The 22,600-nt window shown below is 66.9% G+C and carries 20 protein-coding genes; 10 read left to right on the forward strand and 10 right to left on the reverse strand.

Features of this window, described 5'->3' with window-relative positions; genetic code table 11:
• Position 1 precedes the first annotated feature (1 nt).
• Positions 2 to 1,165 (reverse strand): hypothetical protein, encoded by a 1,164-nt coding sequence (locus QOL57_RS04305; RefSeq protein ID WP_089239765.1) that lies wholly within the window; start codon positions 1,163 to 1,165, stop codon positions 2 to 4.
• A 475-nt stretch (positions 1,166 to 1,640) separates the two neighbouring features.
• Between QOL57_RS04305 and QOL57_RS04310 the strand changes: the two genes are divergently transcribed.
• The 3 genes from QOL57_RS04310 (at position 1,641) to QOL57_RS04320 (ending at position 5,258) form a co-directional block, all read left to right on the forward strand.
• Positions 1,641 to 3,119 carry a DNA-3-methyladenine glycosylase 2 gene (locus QOL57_RS04310; protein WP_089239763.1) on the forward strand — a complete coding sequence of 493 codons (1,479 nt, stop codon included), beginning with the start codon at positions 1,641 to 1,643 and terminating at the stop codon, positions 3,117 to 3,119.
• On the forward strand, positions 3,116 to 3,607 hold the full coding sequence (locus tag QOL57_RS04315) for a methylated-DNA--[protein]-cysteine S-methyltransferase (protein WP_089239761.1): 492 nt from the start codon (positions 3,116 to 3,118) through the stop codon (positions 3,605 to 3,607). The genes QOL57_RS04310 and QOL57_RS04315 overlap by 4 nt, the downstream gene beginning before the upstream one ends.
• A 391-nt stretch (positions 3,608 to 3,998) precedes the next feature.
• Complete coding sequence (locus QOL57_RS04320; protein ID WP_089239759.1) at positions 3,999 to 5,258, forward strand: ectonucleotide pyrophosphatase/phosphodiesterase; 1,260 nt, start codon at positions 3,999 to 4,001, stop codon at positions 5,256 to 5,258.
• Positions 5,259 to 5,388: 130 nt separating this feature from the next.
• Here the strand turns inward: QOL57_RS04320 and QOL57_RS04325 are convergent, their stop codons facing one another.
• Positions 5,389 to 5,571 (reverse strand): 30S ribosomal protein THX, encoded by a 183-nt coding sequence (locus QOL57_RS04325; RefSeq protein WP_025879339.1) that lies wholly within the window; start codon positions 5,569 to 5,571, stop codon positions 5,389 to 5,391.
• Between the two features lie 110 nt (positions 5,572 to 5,681).
• Positions 5,682 to 6,095, reverse strand: coding sequence for a MerC domain-containing protein (locus QOL57_RS04330; RefSeq protein WP_089239757.1), 414 nt, complete (start codon positions 6,093 to 6,095; stop codon positions 5,682 to 5,684).
• A gap of 134 nt (positions 6,096 to 6,229) precedes the next feature.
• On the opposite strand from QOL57_RS04330, the gene QOL57_RS04335 reads away from it, so the two are divergent.
• From QOL57_RS04335 to QOL57_RS04355, 5 genes are all read left to right on the forward strand, one after another.
• Positions 6,230 to 8,428 (forward strand): TonB-dependent receptor, encoded by a 2,199-nt coding sequence (locus QOL57_RS04335; protein ID WP_089239755.1) that lies wholly within the window; start codon positions 6,230 to 6,232, stop codon positions 8,426 to 8,428.
• Between the two features lie 242 nt (positions 8,429 to 8,670).
• Positions 8,671 to 9,237 (forward strand): TetR/AcrR family transcriptional regulator, encoded by a 567-nt coding sequence (locus QOL57_RS04340; RefSeq protein WP_089239753.1) that lies wholly within the window; start codon positions 8,671 to 8,673, stop codon positions 9,235 to 9,237.
• Entirely contained in the window at positions 9,237 to 10,910 is a 1,674-nt protein-coding gene (locus tag QOL57_RS04345; RefSeq protein WP_089239751.1) for an MFS transporter, read from the forward strand. Before QOL57_RS04340 ends, QOL57_RS04345 begins: the two co-directional genes overlap by 1 nt.
• Before the next feature lie 10 nt (positions 10,911 to 10,920).
• Complete coding sequence (locus QOL57_RS04350) at positions 10,921 to 12,084, forward strand: HlyD family secretion protein (protein WP_089239749.1); 1,164 nt, start codon at positions 10,921 to 10,923, stop codon at positions 12,082 to 12,084.
• Positions 12,085 to 12,408: 324 nt separating this feature from the next.
• Complete coding sequence (locus QOL57_RS04355) at positions 12,409 to 13,080, forward strand: hypothetical protein (RefSeq protein ID WP_089239747.1); 672 nt, start codon at positions 12,409 to 12,411, stop codon at positions 13,078 to 13,080.
• 33 nt (positions 13,081 to 13,113) lie between these two features.
• Here QOL57_RS04355 and QOL57_RS04360 read toward each other — a convergent pair whose 3' ends face one another.
• From QOL57_RS04360 to creB, 7 genes are all read right to left on the reverse strand, one after another.
• The gene (locus QOL57_RS04360) at positions 13,114 to 13,599 is read right to left on the reverse strand and encodes a Fur family transcriptional regulator (protein ID WP_025879333.1); all 486 of its coding nucleotides are present in this window, start codon (positions 13,597 to 13,599) and stop codon (positions 13,114 to 13,116) included.
• A 34-nt stretch (positions 13,600 to 13,633) separates the two neighbouring features.
• Positions 13,634 to 15,037 carry a glutamate--tRNA ligase gene (gene gltX, locus QOL57_RS04365; RefSeq protein WP_089239745.1) on the reverse strand — a complete coding sequence of 468 codons (1,404 nt, stop codon included), beginning with the start codon at positions 15,035 to 15,037 and terminating at the stop codon, positions 13,634 to 13,636.
• Between the two features lie 155 nt (positions 15,038 to 15,192).
• Positions 15,193 to 16,791 carry a M28 family metallopeptidase gene (locus QOL57_RS04370; protein WP_089239743.1) on the reverse strand — a complete coding sequence of 533 codons (1,599 nt, stop codon included), beginning with the start codon at positions 16,789 to 16,791 and terminating at the stop codon, positions 15,193 to 15,195.
• A gap of 205 nt (positions 16,792 to 16,996) precedes the next feature.
• Positions 16,997 to 17,407, reverse strand: coding sequence for a hypothetical protein (locus QOL57_RS04375; RefSeq protein ID WP_089239741.1), 411 nt, complete (start codon positions 17,405 to 17,407; stop codon positions 16,997 to 16,999).
• Positions 17,408 to 17,417: 10 nt separating this feature from the next.
• Positions 17,418 to 18,731 carry a cell envelope integrity protein CreD gene (creD, locus tag QOL57_RS04380; protein ID WP_089239739.1) on the reverse strand — a complete coding sequence of 438 codons (1,314 nt, stop codon included), beginning with the start codon at positions 18,729 to 18,731 and terminating at the stop codon, positions 17,418 to 17,420.
• 81 nt (positions 18,732 to 18,812) lie between these two features.
• Complete coding sequence (gene creC, locus QOL57_RS04385) at positions 18,813 to 20,273, reverse strand: two-component system sensor histidine kinase CreC (RefSeq protein WP_089239737.1); 1,461 nt, start codon at positions 20,271 to 20,273, stop codon at positions 18,813 to 18,815.
• A 3-nt stretch (positions 20,274 to 20,276) separates the two neighbouring features.
• Complete coding sequence (gene creB / locus QOL57_RS04390) at positions 20,277 to 21,002, reverse strand: two-component system response regulator CreB (RefSeq protein WP_089239735.1); 726 nt, start codon at positions 21,000 to 21,002, stop codon at positions 20,277 to 20,279.
• A 35-nt stretch (positions 21,003 to 21,037) separates the two neighbouring features.
• On the opposite strand from creB, the gene rlmJ reads away from it, so the two are divergent.
• Both rlmJ and QOL57_RS04400 read left to right on the forward strand, forming a co-directional pair.
• Positions 21,038 to 21,895 (forward strand): 23S rRNA (adenine(2030)-N(6))-methyltransferase RlmJ, encoded by an 858-nt coding sequence (gene rlmJ / locus QOL57_RS04395; RefSeq protein ID WP_089239733.1) that lies wholly within the window; start codon positions 21,038 to 21,040, stop codon positions 21,893 to 21,895.
• A gap of 95 nt (positions 21,896 to 21,990) precedes the next feature.
• Complete coding sequence (locus tag QOL57_RS04400) at positions 21,991 to 22,536, forward strand: GNAT family N-acetyltransferase (protein ID WP_025879325.1); 546 nt, start codon at positions 21,991 to 21,993, stop codon at positions 22,534 to 22,536.
• Positions 22,537 to 22,600: the final 64 nt, after the last annotated feature.

The following is a 22,600-nucleotide window of genomic DNA, read 5'->3' on the forward strand; positions in this document are numbered from 1 at the left end:
GTCAGCGCGCCTGGACGCTGCCTTCCACCGCGCCTGCGTCGGCCTGCGCCGCCGGTGCAGCCGATGTCGCCGGCAGCTGCTCGGCCACCGGCGGCTGCTCCGGCGGTGCCGGCGGCAGCGTGGCCACGTCGATCTCCGAAAGAGGACTTTCCTCCGGGCACACCGGATCGGGGAAGCCGAAGCGCTGCTTCAGCGACTGGCCACAGCTGTTGATCGATTCCATGTCGGCGCCGTCGCGCTTGCACTGCTGGTCGAAGGCCACCAGGAACGCATCCTTGCGCTGCACGAAGTCGTCGCCGCAGGCACGCATCTGCTTGATACGCTCAAGGTCATCCTGCACCGCGTTGGTGCCGTCCAGGCCGTACTGGCGAAGCTCTTCGGCCGTCAGCAGGCGCAGGCTGCGGTTGGGCACGGTCATCATCAGGTCGGCCACGCCCACCGCCACACCATTGCGCTGCAGGTAGTCCTTCACGTTGTCATAAACCTCGTGCAGCTCGCGGTTGAGTTCCGCGCGCGACGTGGCCTTGGAACTGATGCGCATCATGCGGTGGATGCCGACCTTGCCGGTCAGCAGGCGGTTGTCGCCGGCAGCCAGCACGAACACGCAGGCGCTGTGGCAGATCGAACCTTCGCGCACCCAGATGGTCCAGCCGGATTCACCGATGCTGTCGCCGGCAACGATCGCCGATTCCACCTGGCCCCCGCTGGAATCCAGATCGAGGATGCGCTTGTGGATCTGCAGTTCGTCGGCAACCACGGCCAGCCGCCACATCATCTCGGCAAACCCAGGATTGATCTTGCCGTTGTAGCGCACCCGCAGCAGGCCACGCTCGACGCACGGGGCCAGGGCCTGCTTCAGCTGTTCGCGCTGCAGCCCTTCCAGCTCGAGGCCATCGCCGCCTTCGCCAGCGTAGTCGGTGCTGCAGCTGATCCACGCCTTGCCATTGTCCAGCTGGGTCTGCGGCCAGGGCCGGTCGGCCCTGCTGCGCGCCTGCGGCGGTGGCGCCGGCGCATCGGCGGCATTGATCGACACCATGTTTTCGCCATCGCTGGCCGGGGCACGCGTGGCCTTGTCGGCGGCAGTGACGTTGCCGGGATTCTCCAACTGGCTGCAGCCCGCCAGGGCCAGGCACAACAGGGGCAACCAGCGGAGTTTGGCGGACATCGGGCAACCGGAATTCGGACAGGTAAGAACCACAGTCTACCTGCCCATGGCGCGCATTCAGCGCGCGCCACTGAACCTCTTCTGACCCTCACGCACCGTCATTTTCCATTCCAGCGTCGTCCCACATCCCATCCACGCATGGCGTGGATCCATGTGTCGACCAAGGTCGACACCCACCAACAGCAGCACAGAACACCTTTCCCAGGTCGCGGGGAATTGTCGAAGGCGGGGTGGGTCCGGTTGCGGGGGTGTCCGCGGCATGGATGCCGCGGCCAAGCCCCCAGGGATGGGTTTACGGCGTCCCCCGCAACCGGACCCACCCCGCCATCCCACGGAATGCAAGTTTTTGACGTTGCTGTTGAGGTTGCCGTTGCCGTTGCCCCCGCGGGTGCCGGGCGCAGCCCGGCCGACCTCCCCCAGCATCCATGTCCGAATATGGCGAGTACTGCCCCCCGGACGCGCCTAGACTGGCGCCATGGATACCGCACTCGCCCTCGACACAGCCGCCTGCGACCGCGCCCGCCTGGCCCGTGATGCACGCTTCGACGGCGTGTTTTTCACCGCCGTACGCAGCACCGGCATCTACTGCCGGCCGGTGTGCCCGGCGCCGCCGCCGAAGCCGCGCAACATCACCTATTACCCCACGGCTGCTGCTGCCGCTTCGGCCGGCTATCGTCCCTGCCTGCGCTGCCGCCCCGAACTGGCCCCGCTGGCACAACAGGCGCTGGCCGGGCAGGCCGTGCAGCGCGCCCTGGCACTGATCCATGCGGGCTTCCTGCAGGACCAGCCGGTGGCCGACCTGGCCGGCAAGATCGGCCTCAGCGCGCGCCAGCTGCAACGACTGTTCGTCGAACGGCTGGGGGCAACGCCAGGGCAGATCCACGCGACCCATCGCCTGCTGCTGGCCAAGCAGCTGCTGACCGAAACCACGCTGCCGGTAACCGATGTGGCGCTGGCCGCCGGTTACAACAGCCTGCGCCGCTTCAATACGGCCTTCCTGCAGGGCTGCGGCATGGCGCCTACCGTCCTGCGCCGCCAACACCATCCACTGGCCGCCGACAATGGCGGGCTGGTGCTGCGCCTGGGCTATCGACCGCCGCTGGATTTCCCGCGGATGCTGTCGTTCCTGCGCAAGCGCAGCCTGCCCGGCATCGAGCTGATCGGTGAAGACAGTTACCAGCGCGTACTGGGCACGGCCGAGCGCCCCACCCTGCTGCGCGTCACCGCCGATCCGAAGCGGCCCGAGCTGCGCCTGCAGCTGGGCGCGGTCGACCCGCGCCTGATTCCGGACATCGTGCGCCGCGTGCGTCGCGTGTTCGACCTGGATGCCGACCTGCAGCAGGTCCACGCAGCACTGGGCGACGAACCATTGCTGGCACGCGGCATCGACGAGCGCCCCGGCCTGCGCGTGCCGGGCGGCTGGGATGGCTTCGAGGTGGGCGTGCGCGCGGTGCTGGGCCAGCAGGTCAGCGTGGCTGCGGCAACCACGTTCGCACGCCGGCTGGTCGACGCCTACGGTGCACACCTGCCCGGCATGCCGTCTGAATTCGACCGTCAATTTCCCGCGCCGGAAATATTGGCCGAAGCACCACTGGAATCGATCGGCCTGCCACGCAGCCGCGCCGCCACCGTGCGCGCCCTCGCCGCGGCCTGCGCCAGCGGCCAGCTCGACTTCGGGCCGGGCCAGGCACTGGAGGATTTCGTCGCCCGCTGCGTAGCCCTGCCCGGCATCGGCCCGTGGACGGCCCAGTACATTGCCCTGCGTGGGCTCGGCCAGCCTGATGCCTTCCCCGCCGGTGATCTGGTGTTGCAGCAGGTGCTGGGCCACGCACAGGGCCAGCGCCTCAGCGAACGCGCCACCGAAGCGCGTTCGCAATCGTGGCGCCCATGGCGCGCCTATGCCGTGCTGCATCTGTGGCACCTGTCCGGCACTTTCGTTGGAGAACCCTCATGAACCTGTTGTTCGATCGCTTCGACACACCGATCGGTGAACTGACCATCGCCGGGGATGACAATGGCCTGACCCACGTTCTGTTCCCGGAAAACCGCCATCCTGCGCGCGGCCGCGAGCACTGGCATTACGCGCCCGGCGCATTGCCGGAGGCGCGCGAACAGTTGCTGCAGTACCTGCATGGTGAGCGCAGCGATTTCGATCTGGTGCTGGCACCGCATGGCACGCCATTCCAGCTGCGCGTCTGGCATGCACTGGCGTTGATTCCCTTCGGCCAGACCTGGAGCTACCTGCAGCTGGCGCAGCACCTGGGCCAGCCGACGGCGACCCGTGCGGTCGGCGCGGCCAATGGCCGCAATCCGCTGCCGATCGTGCTGCCCTGCCATCGCGTGATCGGCAGCAACGGCACGTTGACGGGCTTCGGTGGCGGCCTCGAAACCAAGGCGGCATTGCTGCGGCTGGAGCAGCGGCAGGCGCCGTTGTTTGCATGAGGGTTGCTGGCCGGGCTGCGCCCGGTACCCGCTACAAGCCAGAGCAACGGCAACAGCCGAAGCAACAGCCGGCTCTGTATTGACTGAGGTTTGGGCGGGATGGATCGGGTATGCAGGACACGCCGTAAACCCGTCCATGGGGGCTCGATGGCGCCATCCATGGCGCCAACGGTCCTGCATGCCCGATCCATCCCACCCCTGACAGTTTCCCGGTGACGGTAGATCCACGCCATGCGTGGATGGAAGCATCCGTAATCTGTCTGGAGAAGAGCCCCCTCTTGTTAAAGGGCGCGCGCCAAGGGCGCGGGGATAAGGTGAAATGCGCGGACACGTGGCACCCAAAGGCGCCACGTGTCTTTGGTACGTCATCGCTGCGGATTATCATGGGCGGATGACATCCGTACGCCTGACCTGCACGCTGGCGCTGCTGCTGCCCCTGGCCGCCTGCACCACTACGCCTTCGCCTTCGACAATCGCCGCGGCAAGCGGCACGAATGCGACCCCGGCCACGCCGCCGAAGCTGCTGCTGATCTCCATCGACGGCCTGCGCGCCGATGCGCTGGATCGGGGCCTCACCCCGAACCTGCAGCGGATCATCGACGGTGGCGTGCGCGCGCGATGGATGACGCCCTCCTATCCGTCACTCACCTTCCCCAACCACTACACGCTGGTCACCGGCCTGCGCCCGGACCACCACGGCATCATCAACAACAGCATGGACGACGCTGAGTTGGGGCGCTTCGCGCTGCACGACCGCACTGCGGTGACCAACAGCGGATGGTGGGGCGGCGAACCGATCTGGGTGGGTGCCGAGAAAGTCGGTGTGCGCACCGCCACCACGTCATGGCCGGGCAGCGAAGCCGAGATCCAAGGCACGCGACCCAGCCAGTGGCGCATCTACGACGCCAAGGAACCCCTTGAACAGCGCGCGCAGACAGTGCTCGACTGGCTGTCGCAGACCGATGCCGATGCGCCGCGCCTGACCACGCTGTACATGGAACATGTGGACAAGGCCGGCCACAACTTTGGGCCGGAATCCAGGCAGTACACCGACGCGATCGTGCAAGCCGACCGGATCATCGGCCAGGTGCTCGATGGCCTGCAGCAACACGGCCTGATCGATACCACCAACGTGATCGTGGTCTCCGACCATGGCATGGCGTCGGTGCCGGAGGGCCAGGTGATCGCGCTCGAATCGATGGTTGATCCCACCATCGCGCGCAACGTCAGCCCGGGCCAGTCGGTCGGCTTCGCGCCGGTGGCCGGACGTGTGGCAGAGGCCGAGCGTGCCCTGCTCGGCCGTCATGCGCACTACGAATGCTGGAAGAAGGAAAACCTGCCGGCGCGCTGGCACTACGGCACCCATCCGCGCGTGCCGGCAATCGTCTGCCAGATGGATGAGGGCTGGGACGCGCTGACGCGCGAGAAGATCGCCAAGCGCGAGCATGCCGATCGCGGCTCGCATGGTTACGACAACGCGTTGCCGTCGATGCGCGCGGTATTCGTGGCCCGTGGCCCTTCATTCCGGCAAGGCCTGGTGATCGACGGTTTCGACAACGTCGACCTCTATCCGCTGCTGGCGCACCTGCTGCAGGTGCCGGAAGCGGCCAACGATGGCAATCCGGAAACGCTGAAGCAGACCCTGCGTTGAATACGTTGTAGAGCCGAGCCCACGCTCGGCTGCATTGCGCCAGCCGAGCATGGGCTCGGCTCTACAAAAACATGCAAAAAAAAACGCGGCGCCGAGCGCCGCGTTTTCTTTGGACCGGTCGGTCGGCGGATCAGCCGGCCTTGGCCACTGCCTTCTTGGCCACAGCCTTCTTCGCCGGAGCCTTGGCCACGGTCTTCTTGGCAACCGGGGCGGCGGCGCCTACAGCGACCTTGCTCGCGGTGTGCGAACGGGCGTTGCCGTAGCTGGCGTTGTAGCGCTTGCCCTTGGCGGTCTTGCGGTCACCCTTACCCATGTCTTCAACTCCTCAAATGTGAAATCTGGTTACCCCGTACTGACACGGGTTCGGCGGGGCCGCCTTGCTGGGCGCCCCCGCGCACGATCGGAAAGCCTACCACGGAGCACCTAGTGCGCGCAGCTGGCGTCATGTACGTGCCCGTGATTCAGGCGCAGATTGACCAGATGCGCGATGCCGACCAGCAGCCCGCCCAAGGTCATCACCACCGCGTGCGGCACCGCGTTGTGGTGCAGCGGGTCGTACAGCACACCGCCCCACAAAGCGACCAGACCGGGAATCAGGAACGCCAGCGCACGCAGCGCGCCGTGCCGCCGATAGCCCCAGACCAGGCTGAACAAGCCCAGCAGGGTCACGAACACCACCAGCGCTTTTTCCACGCCATCACTGAGCCAGAAAGACAGGCCCAGCGAGGGCGCCGCTGCCAGCAGCAGCGGAATCACCGCGCAATGCACCGCGCACAGCATCGAACCGGTGGCGCCGAAGCGATCGAGCAGGTGGCGCAGGCGTGAGGGCAAAGGCATGACTTCCAGCAGGGCGGCGAATCGTTATGGAATAATATAACATCGATCCCCGACCCGCACGGTTTCCCTCCCCCCTGTCCCGCCGACGGGATTCGTGCGCCACCCGATTGATACATTGTAACAAAGGACCGCCCATGCCCTCCCACCACCCTCGTTTCAAGCCGCATTCCCTGGCCCTGGCGCTCGCTGCGCTGCTGCCGTCCGTCGCCTTTGCGGCCTCCGACGATGATTCGCATCGTGACCGCCACCTGACCGAACTGTCCTCGGTACAGGTCACCGCGTCGCCACTGCAGGGTGATGCCGAATCGCTGGCACGCCCGGTTGAAGTGCTGGCCGGTGAGCGCCTGGACGAGCAGAAAGCCGGCACCCTCGGCGACACCGTGGCCAAGCTGCCCGGCGTGCAGAGCACCTTCTTCGGTCCCGGCGTCGGCCGCCCGATCATCCGCGGCCAGGAAGGCCCGCGCGTGGCCGTGCTGTCCAACGGCATGGGCAACATGGACGCCTCCACCGTCAGCGCCGACCACGCCACCAGCATCGAGCCGTTCCTGGCCGACCAGATCGAAGTGCTGAAGGGCCCTGCGACCCTGCTGTTCGGCAGCGGCGCGATCGGCGGCGCGGTGAACGTGGTCGATGGCCGCATCGCGCGCGAACTGCCGGACCGTCCGCTCAGCGGCCGCGCCGAACTGCGCGGCAACTCGGTCAACGACGAGCGCAGCGGCATGTTCCGCCTTGACGGCGTGAGCGGCAATGTCGTGCTGCACGTGGATGGCCTGGTGCGCAATGGCGACGATTTCCGCATTCCCGGCTACGCGGTGATCGACGGCCTGGAAGACCACCACGATGACCACGACCACGCAGGCGAGGAAGGTGAAGAGCCGCGTCGCGGCCGCCTGGACAACAGTTCCATCCGCACCCGCGCCGGCGGCGTCGGCGCAACCTGGCTGGGCGAAGGCGGCTACTTCGGCGTCTCGGCCAGCACCTACCGCACCAACTACGGCATTCCCAACGGCGCCCATGTGCATGCCGACGGCGATGACCACGACCATGGTCACGACCACGACCATGGCGAGGAGGAGGAAGGTGAAGAGCATGACGTGCGCATCGACATGGTGCAGAACCGCTTCGAGACCAAGGCCGGTATCTACAACCCGGTGTCGTTCCTGAAGAACATCAACGCGCGCGTGGCCTACACCGACTACGAACACGTGGAGCTGGAAGCCGGCACGCCGTCCACCCGCTTCACCAACCGCGGCATCGAAGGCCGCCTGGAAGCGGTGCAGCAGCAGATCGGCGGCTGGGACGGCGCCTTCGGCCTGCAGGTCGGCAACAGCGATTTCGGCGCGAAGGGTGAAGAAGCCTTCGTGCCGGATACCGGCACCAAGAACATCGGCGTGTTCGTGCTGCAGGAAAAGCAGTTCGGCCCGTTCAAGCTGGAACTGGGCGGTCGCCACGACCAGGTCAAGCTGGACCCGACCGGCGACTACCAGCGCCGCAAATTCGATGCGACCAACCTGTCGGCAGCCGGCATCTGGAAGCTCAACGATGCAGTCGACCTGCGCATCGGCGTGGACAGCTCCGAGCGCGCGCCGACCAATGAAGAGCTGTACGCCGCTGGCGCCCACATCGCCACCCGCTCGCTGGAAATCGGTGATGCCAACCTGAAGACCGAGCGCGGCCAGCGCATCGAACTGGGCATCCACACCCACAGCGAACGCCTCGATTTCTCCGCCGCGATCTATCAGACCAAGTTCAAGGACTTCATCTACCTGGCTGACACCGGCGTGACCGAGAGCCTGCCGGTGCGTGCCTGGACCCAGCAGGACGCGGTATTCAAGGGCGCCGAGGCCGAAGCGCTGGTGCACCTGTTCGAAGGCGTTGCCGGCGATTGGGACCTGCGCGTGTTCGGCGATTACGTGCAGGCCAAGCTGGACGGCAACGGCAGCCGCACCCTCGACATCGCCGTGCCGCACGGTGACCACAACCACAACTACAGCGTGGAACTGGCCAACACCGGTTACCTGCCGCGCATCGCACCGGCCCGTGTCGGCGCCGACCTGCGCTGGGCGAAGGATGGCTGGCGTGCCTCGGTGGGCGCGGTGCGTTACAGCCGGCAGAAGGACGTTGCGCAGAACGAGGAGCCGAGCAACGGCTACACCCTGGTCGATGCGCACCTGGCCTACCGCTGGGACCGCAGCGACAGCAACAGCTACGAGCTGTTCCTGGACGGCAGCAACCTGACCAACCGCGAAGTGCGTCCGCACACCTCGCTGTTGAAGGATTACTCGCCGCTGCCGGGTCGTGGTGTCGCTTTCGGGATCCGCGCGTTCTTCTGATGGGGCATCCACGCATGGCGTGGATCTACTGATAAGCGCACCCACGCATGGCGTGGATCTACTGACTTTGACGGCAGCGTGCTGTCGTTCTCTCCCGGGGGGCCAGGTTGGCCCCCCGTTTTTTTTATGCCCTCGACCGCCCCTCACGCAGACGTCACAAAGATGTGCGTACGACAACAAGCGGACAATCCCGTCGCCATTCGTCTCTCGCCATCCGGACATGTTTGTCCGAAAATGAAGCCATGACCACCCAACGTGCCGATGCTGCTGCCCGCCGAGCCCTCATCCTCGATGCCGCCGACCATGTGTTCGGCCAACATGGCGTTACCGCGCCGCTGGACCTGGTGGTCGAGCGTGCCGAAGTCGGCCGCGCCACCCTGTACCGCAACTTCCCCGACCGTACGGCGCTGATCCAGGCGCTGCTGCAGCGCACGGTCGACCGCATCCGCCGCCAGGTCGAGCAGCTTGGCGACCGCGACGACGCCCTGTTCGAGGTGTTCGAAGGCATGGCCCAGCGCATCATCGACTCGCCTGCGCTGGCCGATTACTGGCGCGCGGTCGATTCGGATGTTCCGGCCATGCGCACCGCACGCGAGACCGTGCGCGACCTGCTGGAAGCGCCCATCGCCCGCGCCAAGGCCGCTGGCCTGTGCCGGCCCGACCTGGAGAAGACGGATATTTCACTGATCTCGGGCATGCTGGGTGCGGCCCTGCGCGGCAAGACCCGCGATGAGCGCGCCCAGCTGGCCGGGCGTGCCCTGCAGCTGCTGCGCGGGGGACTCCAGGGAGCAGCCAGCGGGGAACGCTGATGGTGCAGCCGTACCTCAAGCCGGTACCGGATTGGGAGGAGCACGAGAAGCCGACCATGCCCGGTTCGGCGTCGATGCCGTGGCACCCGCCCTATCGGCGTGCAGCCTATGCGCTGGTGTCGCTGCTGGTGGCCATCACCGGCGGCCTTGGCAACGCGCTGGTAACGGCCAACCTACCCTTCCTGCAGGGGCAACTGTCACTCACTCCCACCCAGGGCAGCTGGCTGGTCGCCGCCTACGCCATGGTGAACGTGACCGCCAACCTGCTGGCCTTCAAGTTCCGCCAGCAGTACGGCATCCGCCTGTTCGCCGAGATCGGCCTGGGACTGTATGCGGCGCTGGCGGTGCTGCACCTGTTCGTCGGCAGCTTCGAGACCACCATGCTGACCCGCGCCGCCAGCGGTTTCGCCGGCGCGGCATGCTCGACGCTGGGTACGTTGTACATGCTGCAGGCACTGCCGCGGCGCTTCACCGGCAACCTGCTGGTGGTCGGCGTAGGCCTGTCGCAGCTGGCGGTGCCGATTGCCTGGATCGTCTCGCCCGGCCTGGTCGATACCGGCCAATGGCACCAGCTGTATTCGTTCGAAGCGGGGCTGGCGTTGTGCGCGTTTGCCGCCGTGGTGGTGCTGAAGCTGCCGCCCGGCATCCAGGTCAAGGCGTTCGAACCGCTGGACTTCCTCACCTTCACCCTGCTCGCGCCCGCCGTCGCCCTGCTGGTGATCGTGCTCGCCCAGGGCTACACGCGCTGGTGGTTGAACACGCCGTGGCTGGGCTGGGCGCTGATCGCCTCCATCGCGCTGACCACCACCGCGCTGATCATCGAACACTACCGGCGCAATCCGCTGCTGCAGATCCGTTGGCTGTCGACCCTGCCGGTGATGCACTTCATCGTCGGCGCCTTCCTGATCCGCTTTCTGACCACCGAACAGTCCTACGGCGTGGTCAACCTGATGCGCACCCTGGGCATGGGGCCGGACCAGATGCGGCCGCTGTTCGTGGTGATCCTGGCCGGCGTGGTGACCGGCATCGCCGGCGCGGCGATCACCTTCGGCCCGAAGCGGCTGATCGCGCAGCTGCTGATGGCGATCCTGCTGCTGGGCGCGGCCGCGTTCTTCGACCAGCACCGCACCAGCATGGACCGGCCGCACGACTTCTACGTCAGCCAGTTCCTGGCCTCGGTGGGCGCCGGCATGTTCATGGGCCCGCTGATCATGCTCGGCATTTCCGCCGCGCTGAAACAGGGTGTGGACCACATGATCACCTTCCTGGTGACCTTGTCGATCACGCAGACACTGGGCGGACTGGCCGGCTCGGCAGTGCTGGGAACGTTCCAGCTGCATCGCGAGCAGCTGTATTCCAGCGCCTTGACCAGCCAGCTCGATCCCGCCGACCCGGTGGTGGCGCAGCGCCTGCGCATCCAGCAGCAGCTGTACGCGGCGCAGATCACCGACCCGGTGCTGCGCAGCGCACAGGGCAGCGCGCAGCTGGCGCAGACCACCCGCCGCGAAGCCAACGTACGTGGCTTCAATGATGTGTTCACCCTGAGCGGCTGGCTGGCGATCGGTTTCCTGTGCTGGTTGCTGCTGCTGTCGCTGCGTACCGCCGTGCGCAAACAATGGCGCAAGCGCCATCCTTCCTCCCCCGCTGCGGCTGCGACCGCGGCACCGCGCTGAGTTCACTGCCATGCCTCCCGTCCCGCCCCGTCCAGACGACACCGACGCTGCCGAGAACGTCACGCCGCCACCGCCCACCGATGCGGCGCCTGCGGCGACGCCTGCCGCGCCCGCCGCCGCACCGAAGTACCTGAAACCGAGTTCGCGCAGCGTGGTGGTGATGGTGGTGGTGGCGTTGCTGGGCATCGCGCTGATCCTGCGCGCCTGGCATCTATGGCCATTCACCAGCAGCGTGATGGTGACCGACAACGCCTATGTGCGCGGGCAGATCACGGTGATGGCGCCGCAGGTCAACGGTTACGTCACCGAGGTACTGGTGAAGGATTTCCAGCACGTGAAGCAGGGCCAGCCGCTGCTGCGCATCGACGACCGCATCTATGCGCAGCGGGTGGCACAGGCGCAGGCGACGCTGGACAGCGCGCGCGCGGCCCTGGCCAATTCGGACCAGTCGCAGGCCCAAAACCGCGCGCAGATCGCTGCGGCGCAGGCCACGTTGTCGGCGGGACAGGCTGAGCTGCAGCGCTCGCGCAATGAAGCCAAGCGCTACGAGGAACTGGCAGCGCAGCAGCTGGTGTCGATCAACGACCGCGACAAGTTCCGCACCACCCAGGCCTCGGCACAGGCCAGTGTGCAGCAGTCGCAGGCGCAGATCCGCATCGCCGAGGAGACCCTGGTCTCCACCCAGGTCTCGCGCAAGAGCCTGGAGGCGCAGGTGGAAAGTGCGCAGGCGCAGCTGGAACTGGCACACATCGACCTGGCCAATACGGTGATCCATGCGCCGCGCGATGGGCAGATCAGCGAGGCCAGCGTGCGCGTGGGCCAGTATGTGGCGGCCGGTTCGCAGCTGCTGTTCCTGGTGCCGGATGCACTGTGGGTGGTGGCCAACTACAAGGAAGGCCAGACCTGGCAGATGGCGATCGGGCAGCCGGCATCGTTCTCGGTGGATGCGTTCCAGGGCCAGGTGCTGCGCGGACGGGTGGAGCAGATCGCGCCGGCCACCGGTTCGGAGTTCAGCGTGCTGCGCCCGGACAATGCCAGCGGCAATTTCACCAAGGTGGTGCAGCGGTTGCCGGTGCGGATCTCGATCAACGGGGAGCAGGAACTGGCGGCGCGGTTGCGACCGGGCATGTCGGTGATCGTGCGGGTGGATACTGCGACGAAGCCGATGGACTAGGCGCTGGCTTGCTTGACTGCGCGGCTTCGTCGAAGGCAGCGAACGGCGGAGCCCCTCGTGGCTGATCGTTGCGGTTGGATTGCTGGGATTGGCCGGGTGGGTGAGGCAGGCGGGACACGCCGTGAACCCATCCCTGGGGGCTCGTAGGCGCCATCCATGGCGCCTGCGGTCCCGCCTGCCCCACCCACCCGGTCACGGACAGGGTCCGTGCGCGTCAGCCACGTGAATCAAAGGATGAAAATCAAAAGCAAAAGCGCGCGGCTCCGCTTTTTTTGTAGTGTTGAGCCATGCTCGACTGCTTTGCTGCAGGAATAGACGACAACGATGAAATTCAACGCACTGGCCCGCAAGGCGGCCAAGGGTCCTGCACCACGGGAGCATGGCGGTGCGGTCGAAGTGGAAGACCTGATCGGCTTCGTGCTTGAGCATGGCGTCGAAGGTGCGGCCGAGATTGAACGTCTGTGCGCGCTGCATGGCTGGCGCGAGGAGTTCCAGTACAACGGCGATGGCACGCATTTCGCGCCGATGGCGCCGTGGGCAAAGGCCTGCGCTGCGGTCGGGTACGGCGGCGTGGCCGCGATGCAGCCACTGCTGGACGACCCGCGCATGGCGACCTATGCGATCGGGGTGCTGGAAGAGGTGCGCAGCGAGGCTTCGGTTACGGCCCTGCTGGCGTACTGCGGACAGGCCGATTTCAGCCAGGACGATCCCACGTCAGCGCCGTGGCAGGCGTTGGGCGCGCTGAACGTGCTGCTGTCGTTCGACAAGGGTGTGGCGGTGTCTACGGATATCCAACAGACGTTGCTGCAGCGGGTGCAGCGCGCGTGGGGCCAAGCGCCGACACCGCAATGGCAGTGCCTGGCACTGTATGCCGTGCGCGGCGCACACGTGGCCGAAGCGTTGGACTGGGTGCAGTCGCTGGTGCTGGAGGATGCCGAGTTGATCGCCGCACGCAAGGCAGTGCTGAAGCACCTCAAGGGCCGGACACAGGGTTGAAGATGCCGGCCAGCGGCCGGCACTACCCTTCCGTCAGCCGGCGCAGCGCGCGCAGAGCCCGTGCACTTCCAGGGTCTGTGCCTGCGGCTGGAACCCCAGTTCCTTCGCGCGCTTCTCCAGTTGGGTCACGATCTCGCGGTCTTCCAGCTCTACCGCACTGTGGCAGCTGTTGCAGATCAGGAACGGCACCGAATGGGCCGCACTGCTGGGGTGGTGGCAGGCCACGAAGGCATTGACCGATTCCAGCTTGTGCACGAAGCCATTGGCCATCAGGAAGTCGAGGGCGCGGTACACGGTGGGCGGGGCGTCGGCGCCCACACCCTTGCCGTTGCGCACCCACTCCAGCAGCTCGTAGGCCTTGACCGGCTTGCCGGCCTCGGCGATCAGCTTGAGCACGTTGGCGCGGATCGGGGTCAGGCGCAGCCCGCGCTCACGCGAGACACGCTCGACCACCGCCACGAAATCCGAAGCGTCGTGGACATGGTGGTGCGGGGCCGTACAGGCGGTTTTGGCGGACATGCGCGTTCTCCAGTTCGGGCGTGGGCCGGTGGGCTCAGGCCGTTGCTACCTTGGTGATGGCCACATCGATGCGTTTCAAGGCCTGCTCGCGGCCGGCCAGGTACACGGTATGGGAAATGTCAGGACTGACCTGGGTGCCGGTGATGGCCACGCGCAGCGGCTGGGCGACCTTGCCCATGCCCATTTCCAGCGCCGCAGCTGCATCGTGCAGGGCCACGCCAACAGCCTCGGCAGTCCACTCCGGCAGGGCTGCCAGCAGCTCGCGGGCCTTGCCCAGCGGCAGTTCCGCACCGGCCTTGAAGTGCTTGGCCACGGCCGCTTCATCGTACTCGTTCAGCGGCTGGTACCAGACCACGGCCTTCTCGGCCATTTCCTTCAGGGTCTGCACGCGCTCGCGCAGGGCAATCACCACGTCCACCGGCGCCGGGCCAGCGGCCACGTCCAGGCCCAGCTTCTGCAGCTGGTAGACCAGGTGCGGCTCGATCGCGGCCGGTTCCTCGGTCTTCAGGAAGTGCTGGTTGACCCAGCCCAGCTTGGCCATGTCCAGGCGCGAGGCCTTGGAATTGCAGTCCTTCACGTCGAACAGGCCGATCAGTTCCTGGCGGCTGAACAGTTCCTGGTCGCCGTGCGACCAGCCCAGCCGGGCCAGGTAGCTCAGCAGCGCGTCGGGCAGGTAACCGGCATCCTTGTACTGCATCACGTCGGCCGCGCCGGTGCGCTTGGACAGCTTGGCGCCCTGCTCGTCCAGGATCATCGGCATGTGGCCGAACTTCGGCACCGGCGCGCCGATGCCTTCGTACAGGTTGATCTGGCGCGGGGTGTTGTTGATGTGGTCGTCGCCACGGATGACTTCGGAGATCTTCATGTCCCAGTCGTCCACCACCACCGCGAAGTTGTAGGTGGGGTAGCCGTCCGGGCGGAAGATGACCATGTCATCCAGTTCGCTGTTGGCGATCTCGATACGGCCCTTGATCAGGTCATCGAACACCACCGTGCCTTCAAGCGGGTTCTTGAAGCGGATGACGCGGTTCGGGTCGTCCCGGTACGGCAGCCCCTGCTCGCGCGCGGCGCCGTTGTAGCGCGGCTTTTCCTGCTTGGCCATCGCGGCCTCGCGCATGGCATCCAGCTCTTCGCGGGTTTCATAGGCGTAGTACGCCTTGCCGTCGGCGATCAGCTGCTCGGCCACTTCCTTGTACCGGGCGACGCGCTCGGTCTGGTAGAACGGGCCCTCGTCGTAGTCCAGGCCCAGCCACTCCATCGCTTCCAGGATCGCGTCGATCGCACCCTGGGTGCTGCGTTCCCGGTCGGTGTCCTCGATGCGCAGCACGAACTCGCCGCCACGATGGCGGGCCTCCAGCCAGCAGTACAGCGCGGTGCGGGCGCCACCGATATGCAGGTAGCCGGTGGGACTGGGGGCGAAGCGGGTGCGGCAGGTCATGGAGGGCTCGAGGAACGGGTATCCCCCGATTTTACCAGCCCTCCGCCCCCTGCGGAAAAAGGGGACGGAGGGGATCAAGTCGCTATTCCCCCCGCTCCTGCGGGGATGCGCGGGCAACGGAGGGGAAATGCGACCTGATCCCCTCCGTCCCCTTTTCAGGGTTGCGGCTCGGGCTTGCGCGGGAAGGGCTGCTCGCGCATGGCGGCGTGGTAGGCGAAGGAGGCAACGATGGCTGCGGCCTGCTTCAGGTCTTCCGGTTCCGCGTGGTCCCAAGTGTCCAGGTGGCTGTGGTGGACGTTGCTGAAATAGTCCAGCTTGTCCTGGATGAACTGGAAGCCCGGCAAGCCGATGCGGTCGAAGCTGATGTGGTCGGTGCTGCCGGTGTTGCGGGTGGCCACGGTGGTCGCGCCCACGTCATGGAACGGGGCGAGCCAGGCTTCGAAGATCGGCATCGCCGCCAAGTTTTCCTGTGCGTAGATGCCACGGAAGCGGCCCGAGCCGTTGTCCATGTTGAAGTAGACCTGGAACTTGCCGTAGTCACGGGTCTTCTGCAGTGCACCGGTCGGTTCGCGCAGCGAGGCTGGCAGCGCCTTCTGCGCCGGGTCGGTGGGCTCGGGGAATCGACCGAAGTGCTTGGCCACGTACGCCTGCGAGCCGATCAGCCCCTGTTCCTCGCCACTCCACAGCGCAACCCGGATGGTGCGCTTGGGCTTGGCGCCGCTGGCCTTGAGGATGCGCATGGCCTCCATCATCACCGCCACGCCGGCGGCGTTGTCGGCCGCACCGGTGCCGCTGTGCCAGGAATCCAGGTGTGCGCCGATCATCACCACTTCGTCGGGCCTGCTGCTGCCACGGATCTCGGCCAGCGTGTTGTAGCCGGGCTGGTCCGCTTCATCGGTGAAGCGAGCGGCCACATCCACGCGCAGGCGCACGCTCTGCTTGGCTTCCAGCGCGCGCACCAGCGGATTGAAGTGCTCGGCGATCATCGCCAGTTCGGGAATGCCGACCGATTCGCCGGCCTTGCGCGAGCCGCCACCGGCCACGCGGATGATGCCGTTGTCCCAGCTGCTGATGCTGATCGAGGCCAGCGCGCCTTCTTCGACGAAGAACGCGTTGACCTTCGCCGCCAGCGCCTGCTTCTCCTGGTATTCCTTGACCCGCTTGGCGCGGTCGGCGGCCACGTCCTTGTCCTTGGGCAGGGTGAACTCCTGCAGGCCTTCCAGCGAGGTGGCGTCGTGCCGGTGCGAATCAGCGTCGGTGCCACGCTTGTATTCGCGTGCTTCGCCCAGCAGCAGGATCTTGCCGCGCAGCTTGCCGCGATACTTCTCGATGTCCTCAGGCTTCTTGATGTCCACCTGCAGCAGCTCGCCCTCGACCGGGCCCCTGGTGCCCGGCGTCCACGCCTTGGGCAGGGCATGCAGCGGCTGCACGCGATCGCCCAGCATCTCTACGCTGGCCGAGGTGAACTCCCAGCCGCGGCCGAATTCGTCGAAGGCTTCGTCATGGACATTGTCCAGCTTCCATTCGCTGAACTTGCCGCGGGTCCAGGCGTTGGCGCGGCCCATCGCCGGCGAATTGGTCAGGCGCGGCCCGATGCGTTCGGTGAGGTAGCTGAAGGTGTCCATCACCTGCGATTTGTGGAACGCCTGCTGGCGGATCTTGCCGACCATGTCCAGGTCCACCGGCTCGCGCTGCTGCGCCACCGCATTGCCACCCATCGCCAGCGCTACTGCCAGCACGCCCCACTTCAGCACATCACACCCCTGCCCTTCGGCTCGATCATCAACCGGTCGAGTCTAGCCAGCCAGGGCACTTGGCCCCCGTCCCATCGGTCATGGGCATCTGGTAGATCCACGCCATGCGTGGATGGGGGTTCCCACCGAACAGCGGCGCGGACCAAGGTCCGCACCCACCAGAGGCCCAGTAGACCCACGCCATGCGTGGATGGGCCTTCCACTGTCACCCCTTCCACCCCAGCCACAGCTGCGCGCGCTCCGGCAACAGCAGCAACCAGTGCCGCTGGTCGATGCTGCTGCAGCCGAACACGGTGGCGTATTCCGGCCACTCCGCAGGCAGCCCGTCGATGCCGATCTCCGACAATGCCGCCGCCCCGGCCTTCCATGGCCGGTAACGGGGCACCTTGCCCGCAAGCGCGCCGCGTCCCTGCCGCGCCTCCCGCAACCAGTCCAGCCCACGCCGCTGCAATCCCTCGCAGGAGATGGCGGCCAGCTGGAAGCGGACCAGGCCGGGCGCGATCCGTGCCCCCGGCAATGCCGCCAACACCCCATGCGCCTGCAGCAGCGCATCCACTTCCAGCAGGGCGGGAATGCCCTGTCGTGCCCGTTGCTGCAATCCTTGGCGCCACCCCATGGCGTGCTCCTTACTTCTGCTCGGCCAGGGCGTACCAGTCGACCCGACGGGTCACCCACATCGCCAGCGCGAGGATGACGAACAGCAGCAGCGAGCCCATCAGCAGCGCATTGTTTTCCGACACCAGCAGCCCATACAGCGCGCCGTACAGCACGGTCAGCATCGCGGCGAAGCCCAGGCCGCGCTTCCAATGACCCAGCACGTTGGCCAGGTACACCGCCTGCAGGCTGATGCAGGCCAGGGCGGAGACCAGGTAGGCCTGCCAGAAGGCGATGTGCTCGGACAGGCTGATCAGCAGCAGGAAGAAGATCGCCAGCGCCAGGCCGACCATCAGGTACTGCAGCGGGTGGATGCGCAGCGACTTGATCAGTTCGAACAGGATGAAGCCAACGAACGTCAGCACCACGAACAGCACGCCGTACTTGGAAGCGCGGTCGGCCTGGGTATAGGTATCGACCGGGTCGACCAGCGAAACCTGCACCGCCTGCGCGTCCAGGTCATCGCCCTCGCGCAGTCGCTGCTGTGCGTCCGATGCCAGCGAGGACACGGCCCAACGTGCATCGAAGCCCTGCGCATCCACACGCCGCTCGTTCGGCAGGAACGCACCGGTAAACGACGGATGCGGCCAGCTGGACCGCAGGGCGATCTGGTTGTCATCGCCCACCGGCACCACCGACAGGGAGCGGCTGCCATCGAGCTGCAGCTCCAGTTCCACGCTGCTGGCCGCCAAGGTGCCTCCGGTGGGGGCAATGCCGGTGATCGGTGCATGCAGCCCACGACCCAGTGCGGATGCGCCGGCCACGCCCGGCAGCAGCTTGACCTGCTGTCCATCAACGCGCAGGTTCGGTGTGCCGACCAGGCCGCGCGCATCGGACACGCCCAGCGCGATGTAGGCTTTGCCATAGGTCGTGCCATCGTGCTCCGGGTAGTCATCCTCGCTGAAGGTCGCCTTGAGCTGGCCATTCCAGCTGTACACCGGCACCTTGAACAGGCCGACCGAGCGCTGGCTCGGCAGCAGCTCGCCACTGATCTGCAGGGTGGCCGGCGGCTGCAGCCAGTAACCCTGCGTGGTCTGCAGCTCGGTCTTCTTGTTGCCCTGCGCATCGACCACGTCCACCAGCTCGCGCTTGGTCCAGGGCACCACGCGCACCGGCCCGACCACGCGCTGGGTACCGGCACGGCTTTCGGCCACCCGCGAATAGGCCTCTTCGCGATAGGCGCTGCGTTCGGTGATGACGCCGCGGATCAGGAACAGCGGGATCAGCAGCAGCAGGATCAGGCCGCCGACAATGGCGAACCGCAGCAGCATCTTCAGGGATTTCATCGTCCGTCCTCGTTGGAGAGGACTGCAGGATGGATCGCTGTGGTGAGCAGGGTTTGTGGCGAATTTGAAGCGAGTGTGAAGTCAGCGCCTTGGACGCTGTCCGGGTATCGCCAGCGGCAGCCACAGGCTGGCTACGGTGCCGCCTTCTTCGCGCGGCTGCAGGCTGGCGCGGCCGTCATGCAGGCGCGCGACTTCCTGCACGAAGGGCAGGCCGAGGCCGGAACTGCGACGGCCGGTGCCGGGTCGGGCCAGCGAATAGAAGCGCTCGAATACACGCTCGCGTGCGTAATCGGGAACGCCCGCGCCACGGTCGGCAACCTGCAGGCTTACGCCCTGCCCATCCACCTGTGCGTCCAACTGCACCTGTGCGCCGGGTGGTGAGAACGCAACGGCGTTGTCGATCAGGTTGTGCAGCGCTTGCCGCAGCAGATACCCATCGCCCTGCACGCGCAGATCAGGCACCTCGTCGATCAGCAGCTCGACACCTGCGGCCTGCGCGCGAACCTGCGCCGCCGCCGCGACTTCCTTCAGCAATGCGGGCAAGGCGATCGGATCACGGGTCTGCAACCAGCCGTGCTGCTCGACCTCGGCCAGCGCCAACAGCTTGTCGATGGTTTCGGTCAGTCGCTCCTGCTGGTCGACGATGCTGCGTGCGAAATGCGCGCGGTCGGCGTCGGCCATCGGCTCCTGCAGCAGTTCGGCCGCACCGCGGATCGCCGCCAACGGGCTTTTCATCTCGTGGGTCAGCGATTGCACGTACTGTTCGACGTACGCCTTGCCTTCCAGCTTGCGCCGCATCGTCTCCAGTGCCTGGCCAAGCTCGCCGATCTCATCGTTGCGGCGCTTGGGCGGAGGCACCGGTTCGCCGGCGCTGACTGCCCGTGCGTAGCGGCTGAGCTGGCCCAGGCCGTTGGTCAGCCACATCGTCACCAGCACGCCCACCAGCGCTGAGAGCCCAATCAGCCACGCGCCACGTTCGATGATGGCGCGCTGGCTGGCGGCGATGAACGGATCGATGCTGCGGTTGGGCTGGGCCAGGCTGAGCACACCGATCAGGGTGCTGCCATCGACCGGGTCGTACACCGGCGCAGCCACGTGCATCACGGTATTGCTGTCATCACCCGGCGTTTCCGGGCTGGAGCGCGCGCCGTACTCGCCGCGCAGCGTGCGATAGACATCGTTCCAGCGCGAATTGTCGCGACCCACGTCGCGGCCCAGCGAGTCGTAGATCACGATGCCCTTGGCGTCGGTGATCGTCACCCGGTAGTCCAGCGCACGCTTGGGGAAGCGCCAGACCATCGCCTTCAGGTCGCGCTGCCTGGCCTTGGCCAGGTTGCGGGTGAAGCTGCCGTTGCGGATGGTGCCAGCCTTGACGTCGGCGGCGGCCATCTCCGCCAGCACGTTGGCCGCATCCACCAGGGTCGATTCCATCGCCTGGCGCACGCCCGGCTTCACTTCGTTGACGAACACGCGCATCACGAAGAACGCGGCGATGCCCACGATCAGGAAGAAGCCCAGGAACAGTTTCAGGACCAGACGCACGCGTCAGACCTCCAGGGCGTAGCCGAGGCCGCGATGGGTGCGGATCGGTTCACCGCTGGCACCGGCCGCACGCAGCTTGGCGCGCAGCGTCTTGACGTGGGTGTCGACGGTGCGGTCAGCGCTGTCGGCGGCGCTGTCCCAGCCACGGTCCATCAACTGGGCACGGCTGAGGATCGCGCCGGGGCGCTGCAGCAGCGCTTCCAGCAACGCATATTCATAGCGGGTCAGGTCCAGCGCGTGGCCCTGGAAGCGGATGCGGCGGCCTTCGCGGTCGATGGCGAAGGCACCGTGCTCCTGCCAGCCGCTCTCGGCGCCCGGGGCGGTCGGAGCGGGTGTGGCACGCCGCAGCCGGGCGCGCACCCGCGCCACCAGCTCACGCGGCGAGAACGGCTTGGCCATGTAGTCGTCGGCCCCCAGCTCCAGGCCCAGCACGCGGTCGAGCTCGTCGTTGCGCGCGGTCAGGAAGATCACCGGCACCTGCGCCACCGGCCCCGGCAGGGCCCGAAGCCGGCGACAGACCTCGAAACCACTGAGGTCCGGCAGGCCCACGTCCAGTACCACCAGGTCGATATCGCCGGCCTGCAGCTTCTGCAGGGCCAGCCCACCCAGCAGGCAATGGCTGGCCGCATAGCCTTCGCTGCGCAGCGCATAGAGCACGGTTTCGGCGATGGCCGCTTCGTCTTCGACCACCAGGACATGGGTAACGGGCGCTGTCATGGCGCGCAGCATAGCCGCTGCGGCCCTTGCCCCGTACACTGCCGCCCATGAACTATCGCCACGCCTTCCACGCCGGCAACCACGCCGATGTCCTCAAGCACATCGTGCAGCTGGCCCTGATCGACAGCTTCAAGCGCAAGGACAGCCCGTTCTTCGTGCTCGACACCCACGGCGGTGCCGGCCGTTACCTGCTGGCCAGCGAAGAAAGCCGCAAGACCCTTGAGGCCGAATCCGGGGTCATGCGGCTGATGGCCCAGCCCAAGCTGCCGGAGGTGGTCGAGCGCTACCTGAAGGCAGTGCAGGCCGACAACCCGGTCGGCGCGATGATCGCTTACCCCGGCTCGCCGCTGCTCAGCGCGCAGGCCATGCGCCCGCAGGACCGCATGGCGGTGTGCGAGCTGCAGGAGGACGAAGCCGCATCGCTGAAGACCCTGTTTGCCCATGACAGCCGCGTCGGCGTACACCCTGGTGACGGCTACGCACTGCTGCGCTCGCTGCTGCCGCCCAAGGCCAACGGCGCCAAGATCGGCCGCGGCCTGGTCCTGATCGACCCGCCCTACGAGGCCCAGGACGCCGAGTACCAGGCGGTCCTCGCGGCACTGGCCGAGACCCTGGCGCGCTGGCCGCAGGCCACCTGTGCGGTCTGGTTCCCGATCAAGCAGCGCCGCACCATCCTGCATTTCCTGCGCAAGGCCGCCGCACTGCCGGTGAAGTCGGCCGTGACCATCGAGTTCCTGGTGCGCCCCGACGACTCGCCGCTGCGCCTCAACGGCAGTGGCATGCTGGTGCTCAATGCACCCTGGCAGTTCGACCGCGTGGTCGGCCCGGCCCTGCCGGCGCTGCGCCAGCATCTGGGCGAGCCCGGTGCCAGCACCCGCCTGGACTGGCTGAAGACGGCCGAATAAGGGCCTTCACGAGGCTGTACGACCGTGAGCCTTTCGTTCACGGAATGCAGCCCCGGTGATGACACAATCGATGGACCACCAAGGAATCACCCGGTATGGCCACTCGCAACCGCATGCCGCCCTGGCATGAGATCTTCAAGGCTCCCAGCGGCCACGAGCTGCTGATCCGCCCCATCCGCCCGGAAGATGGCGCGCCGCTGCAGGCCGCCTTCAGCCTGTTCGGGCCGGAAGAAATCCGCGACCGCTTCCTGCAGTCGGTGACCGAGCTGTCGCCGGAAACGACCCAGCGCCTGACCCACCCCAATCCGAAGACCGAGATCACCCTGGTCGCCGCCGAGTCGCTGCCGGCTGGTGAGGCCGTGGTCGGCGCGGTGGCCCGTGCCTCGATCATCCCCGGTACCCGCGAAGCCGAGTACGCGATCCTGATCAGCCGGTTCCTGATCGGCCAGGGCCTGGGCCGCCAGCTGATGCGCAAGCTGGTGAAATGGGGCCGCGGCAAGTACCTGGACCGCCTGTACGGCGATGTTGCCGCCGAGAACGAGCCGATGAAGCAGCTGGCCGCCTCATTGGGCTTCAAGCCGGTACCACACCCGAACGGGGCCGAAGGCCTGGTGCGGATGGTGCTGGAACTGGACAACTGACGGTAGCGCCGGGCCCTGTCCGGCGATGTTGATCCGACCGCTGCGCTCGCCGGGCATGGCCCGG

The sequence above is a fragment of the Stenotrophomonas sp. yr243 genome (genome assembly GCF_900184195.1).
Taxonomy (GTDB): domain Bacteria; phylum Pseudomonadota; class Gammaproteobacteria; order Xanthomonadales; family Xanthomonadaceae; genus Stenotrophomonas; species Stenotrophomonas lactitubi.

Bases quoted from the DNA above. Each gene is read 5' to 3' on its own strand.
- rlmJ (WP_089239733.1), top strand. From the start codon at position 21,038: ATGAACTATCGCCACGCCTTCCACGCCGGCAACCACGCCGATGTCCTC.
- QOL57_RS04355 (WP_089239747.1), top strand. From the start codon at position 12,409: ATGAAATTCAACGCACTGGCCCGCAAGGCGGCCAAGGGTCCTGCACCA.
- QOL57_RS04330 (WP_089239757.1), bottom strand. From the start codon at position 6,095: ATGCCTTTGCCCTCACGCCTGCGCCACCTGCTCGATCGCTTCGGCGCC.
- QOL57_RS04320 (WP_089239759.1), top strand. From the start codon at position 3,999: ATGACATCCGTACGCCTGACCTGCACGCTGGCGCTGCTGCTGCCCCTG.
- creB (WP_089239735.1), bottom strand. From the start codon at position 21,002: ATGCTGCGCGCCATGACAGCGCCCGTTACCCATGTCCTGGTGGTCGAA.
- QOL57_RS04340 (WP_089239753.1), top strand. From the start codon at position 8,671: ATGACCACCCAACGTGCCGATGCTGCTGCCCGCCGAGCCCTCATCCTC.
- QOL57_RS04310 (WP_089239763.1), top strand. From the start codon at position 1,641: ATGGATACCGCACTCGCCCTCGACACAGCCGCCTGCGACCGCGCCCGC.
- QOL57_RS04350 (WP_089239749.1), top strand. From the start codon at position 10,921: ATGCCTCCCGTCCCGCCCCGTCCAGACGACACCGACGCTGCCGAGAAC.
- QOL57_RS04335 (WP_089239755.1), top strand. From the start codon at position 6,230: ATGCCCTCCCACCACCCTCGTTTCAAGCCGCATTCCCTGGCCCTGGCG.
- QOL57_RS04360 (WP_025879333.1), bottom strand. From the start codon at position 13,599: ATGTCCGCCAAAACCGCCTGTACGGCCCCGCACCACCATGTCCACGAC.
- creD (WP_089239739.1), bottom strand. From the start codon at position 18,731: ATGAAATCCCTGAAGATGCTGCTGCGGTTCGCCATTGTCGGCGGCCTG.
- QOL57_RS04315 (WP_089239761.1), top strand. From the start codon at position 3,116: ATGAACCTGTTGTTCGATCGCTTCGACACACCGATCGGTGAACTGACC.
- QOL57_RS04325 (WP_025879339.1), bottom strand. From the start codon at position 5,571: ATGGGTAAGGGTGACCGCAAGACCGCCAAGGGCAAGCGCTACAACGCC.
- gltX (WP_089239745.1), bottom strand. From the start codon at position 15,037: ATGACCTGCCGCACCCGCTTCGCCCCCAGTCCCACCGGCTACCTGCAT.
- QOL57_RS04400 (WP_025879325.1), top strand. From the start codon at position 21,991: ATGGCCACTCGCAACCGCATGCCGCCCTGGCATGAGATCTTCAAGGCT.
- QOL57_RS04305 (WP_089239765.1), bottom strand. From the start codon at position 1,165: ATGTCCGCCAAACTCCGCTGGTTGCCCCTGTTGTGCCTGGCCCTGGCG.
- QOL57_RS04345 (WP_089239751.1), top strand. From the start codon at position 9,237: ATGGTGCAGCCGTACCTCAAGCCGGTACCGGATTGGGAGGAGCACGAG.
- QOL57_RS04375 (WP_089239741.1), bottom strand. From the start codon at position 17,407: ATGGGGTGGCGCCAAGGATTGCAGCAACGGGCACGACAGGGCATTCCC.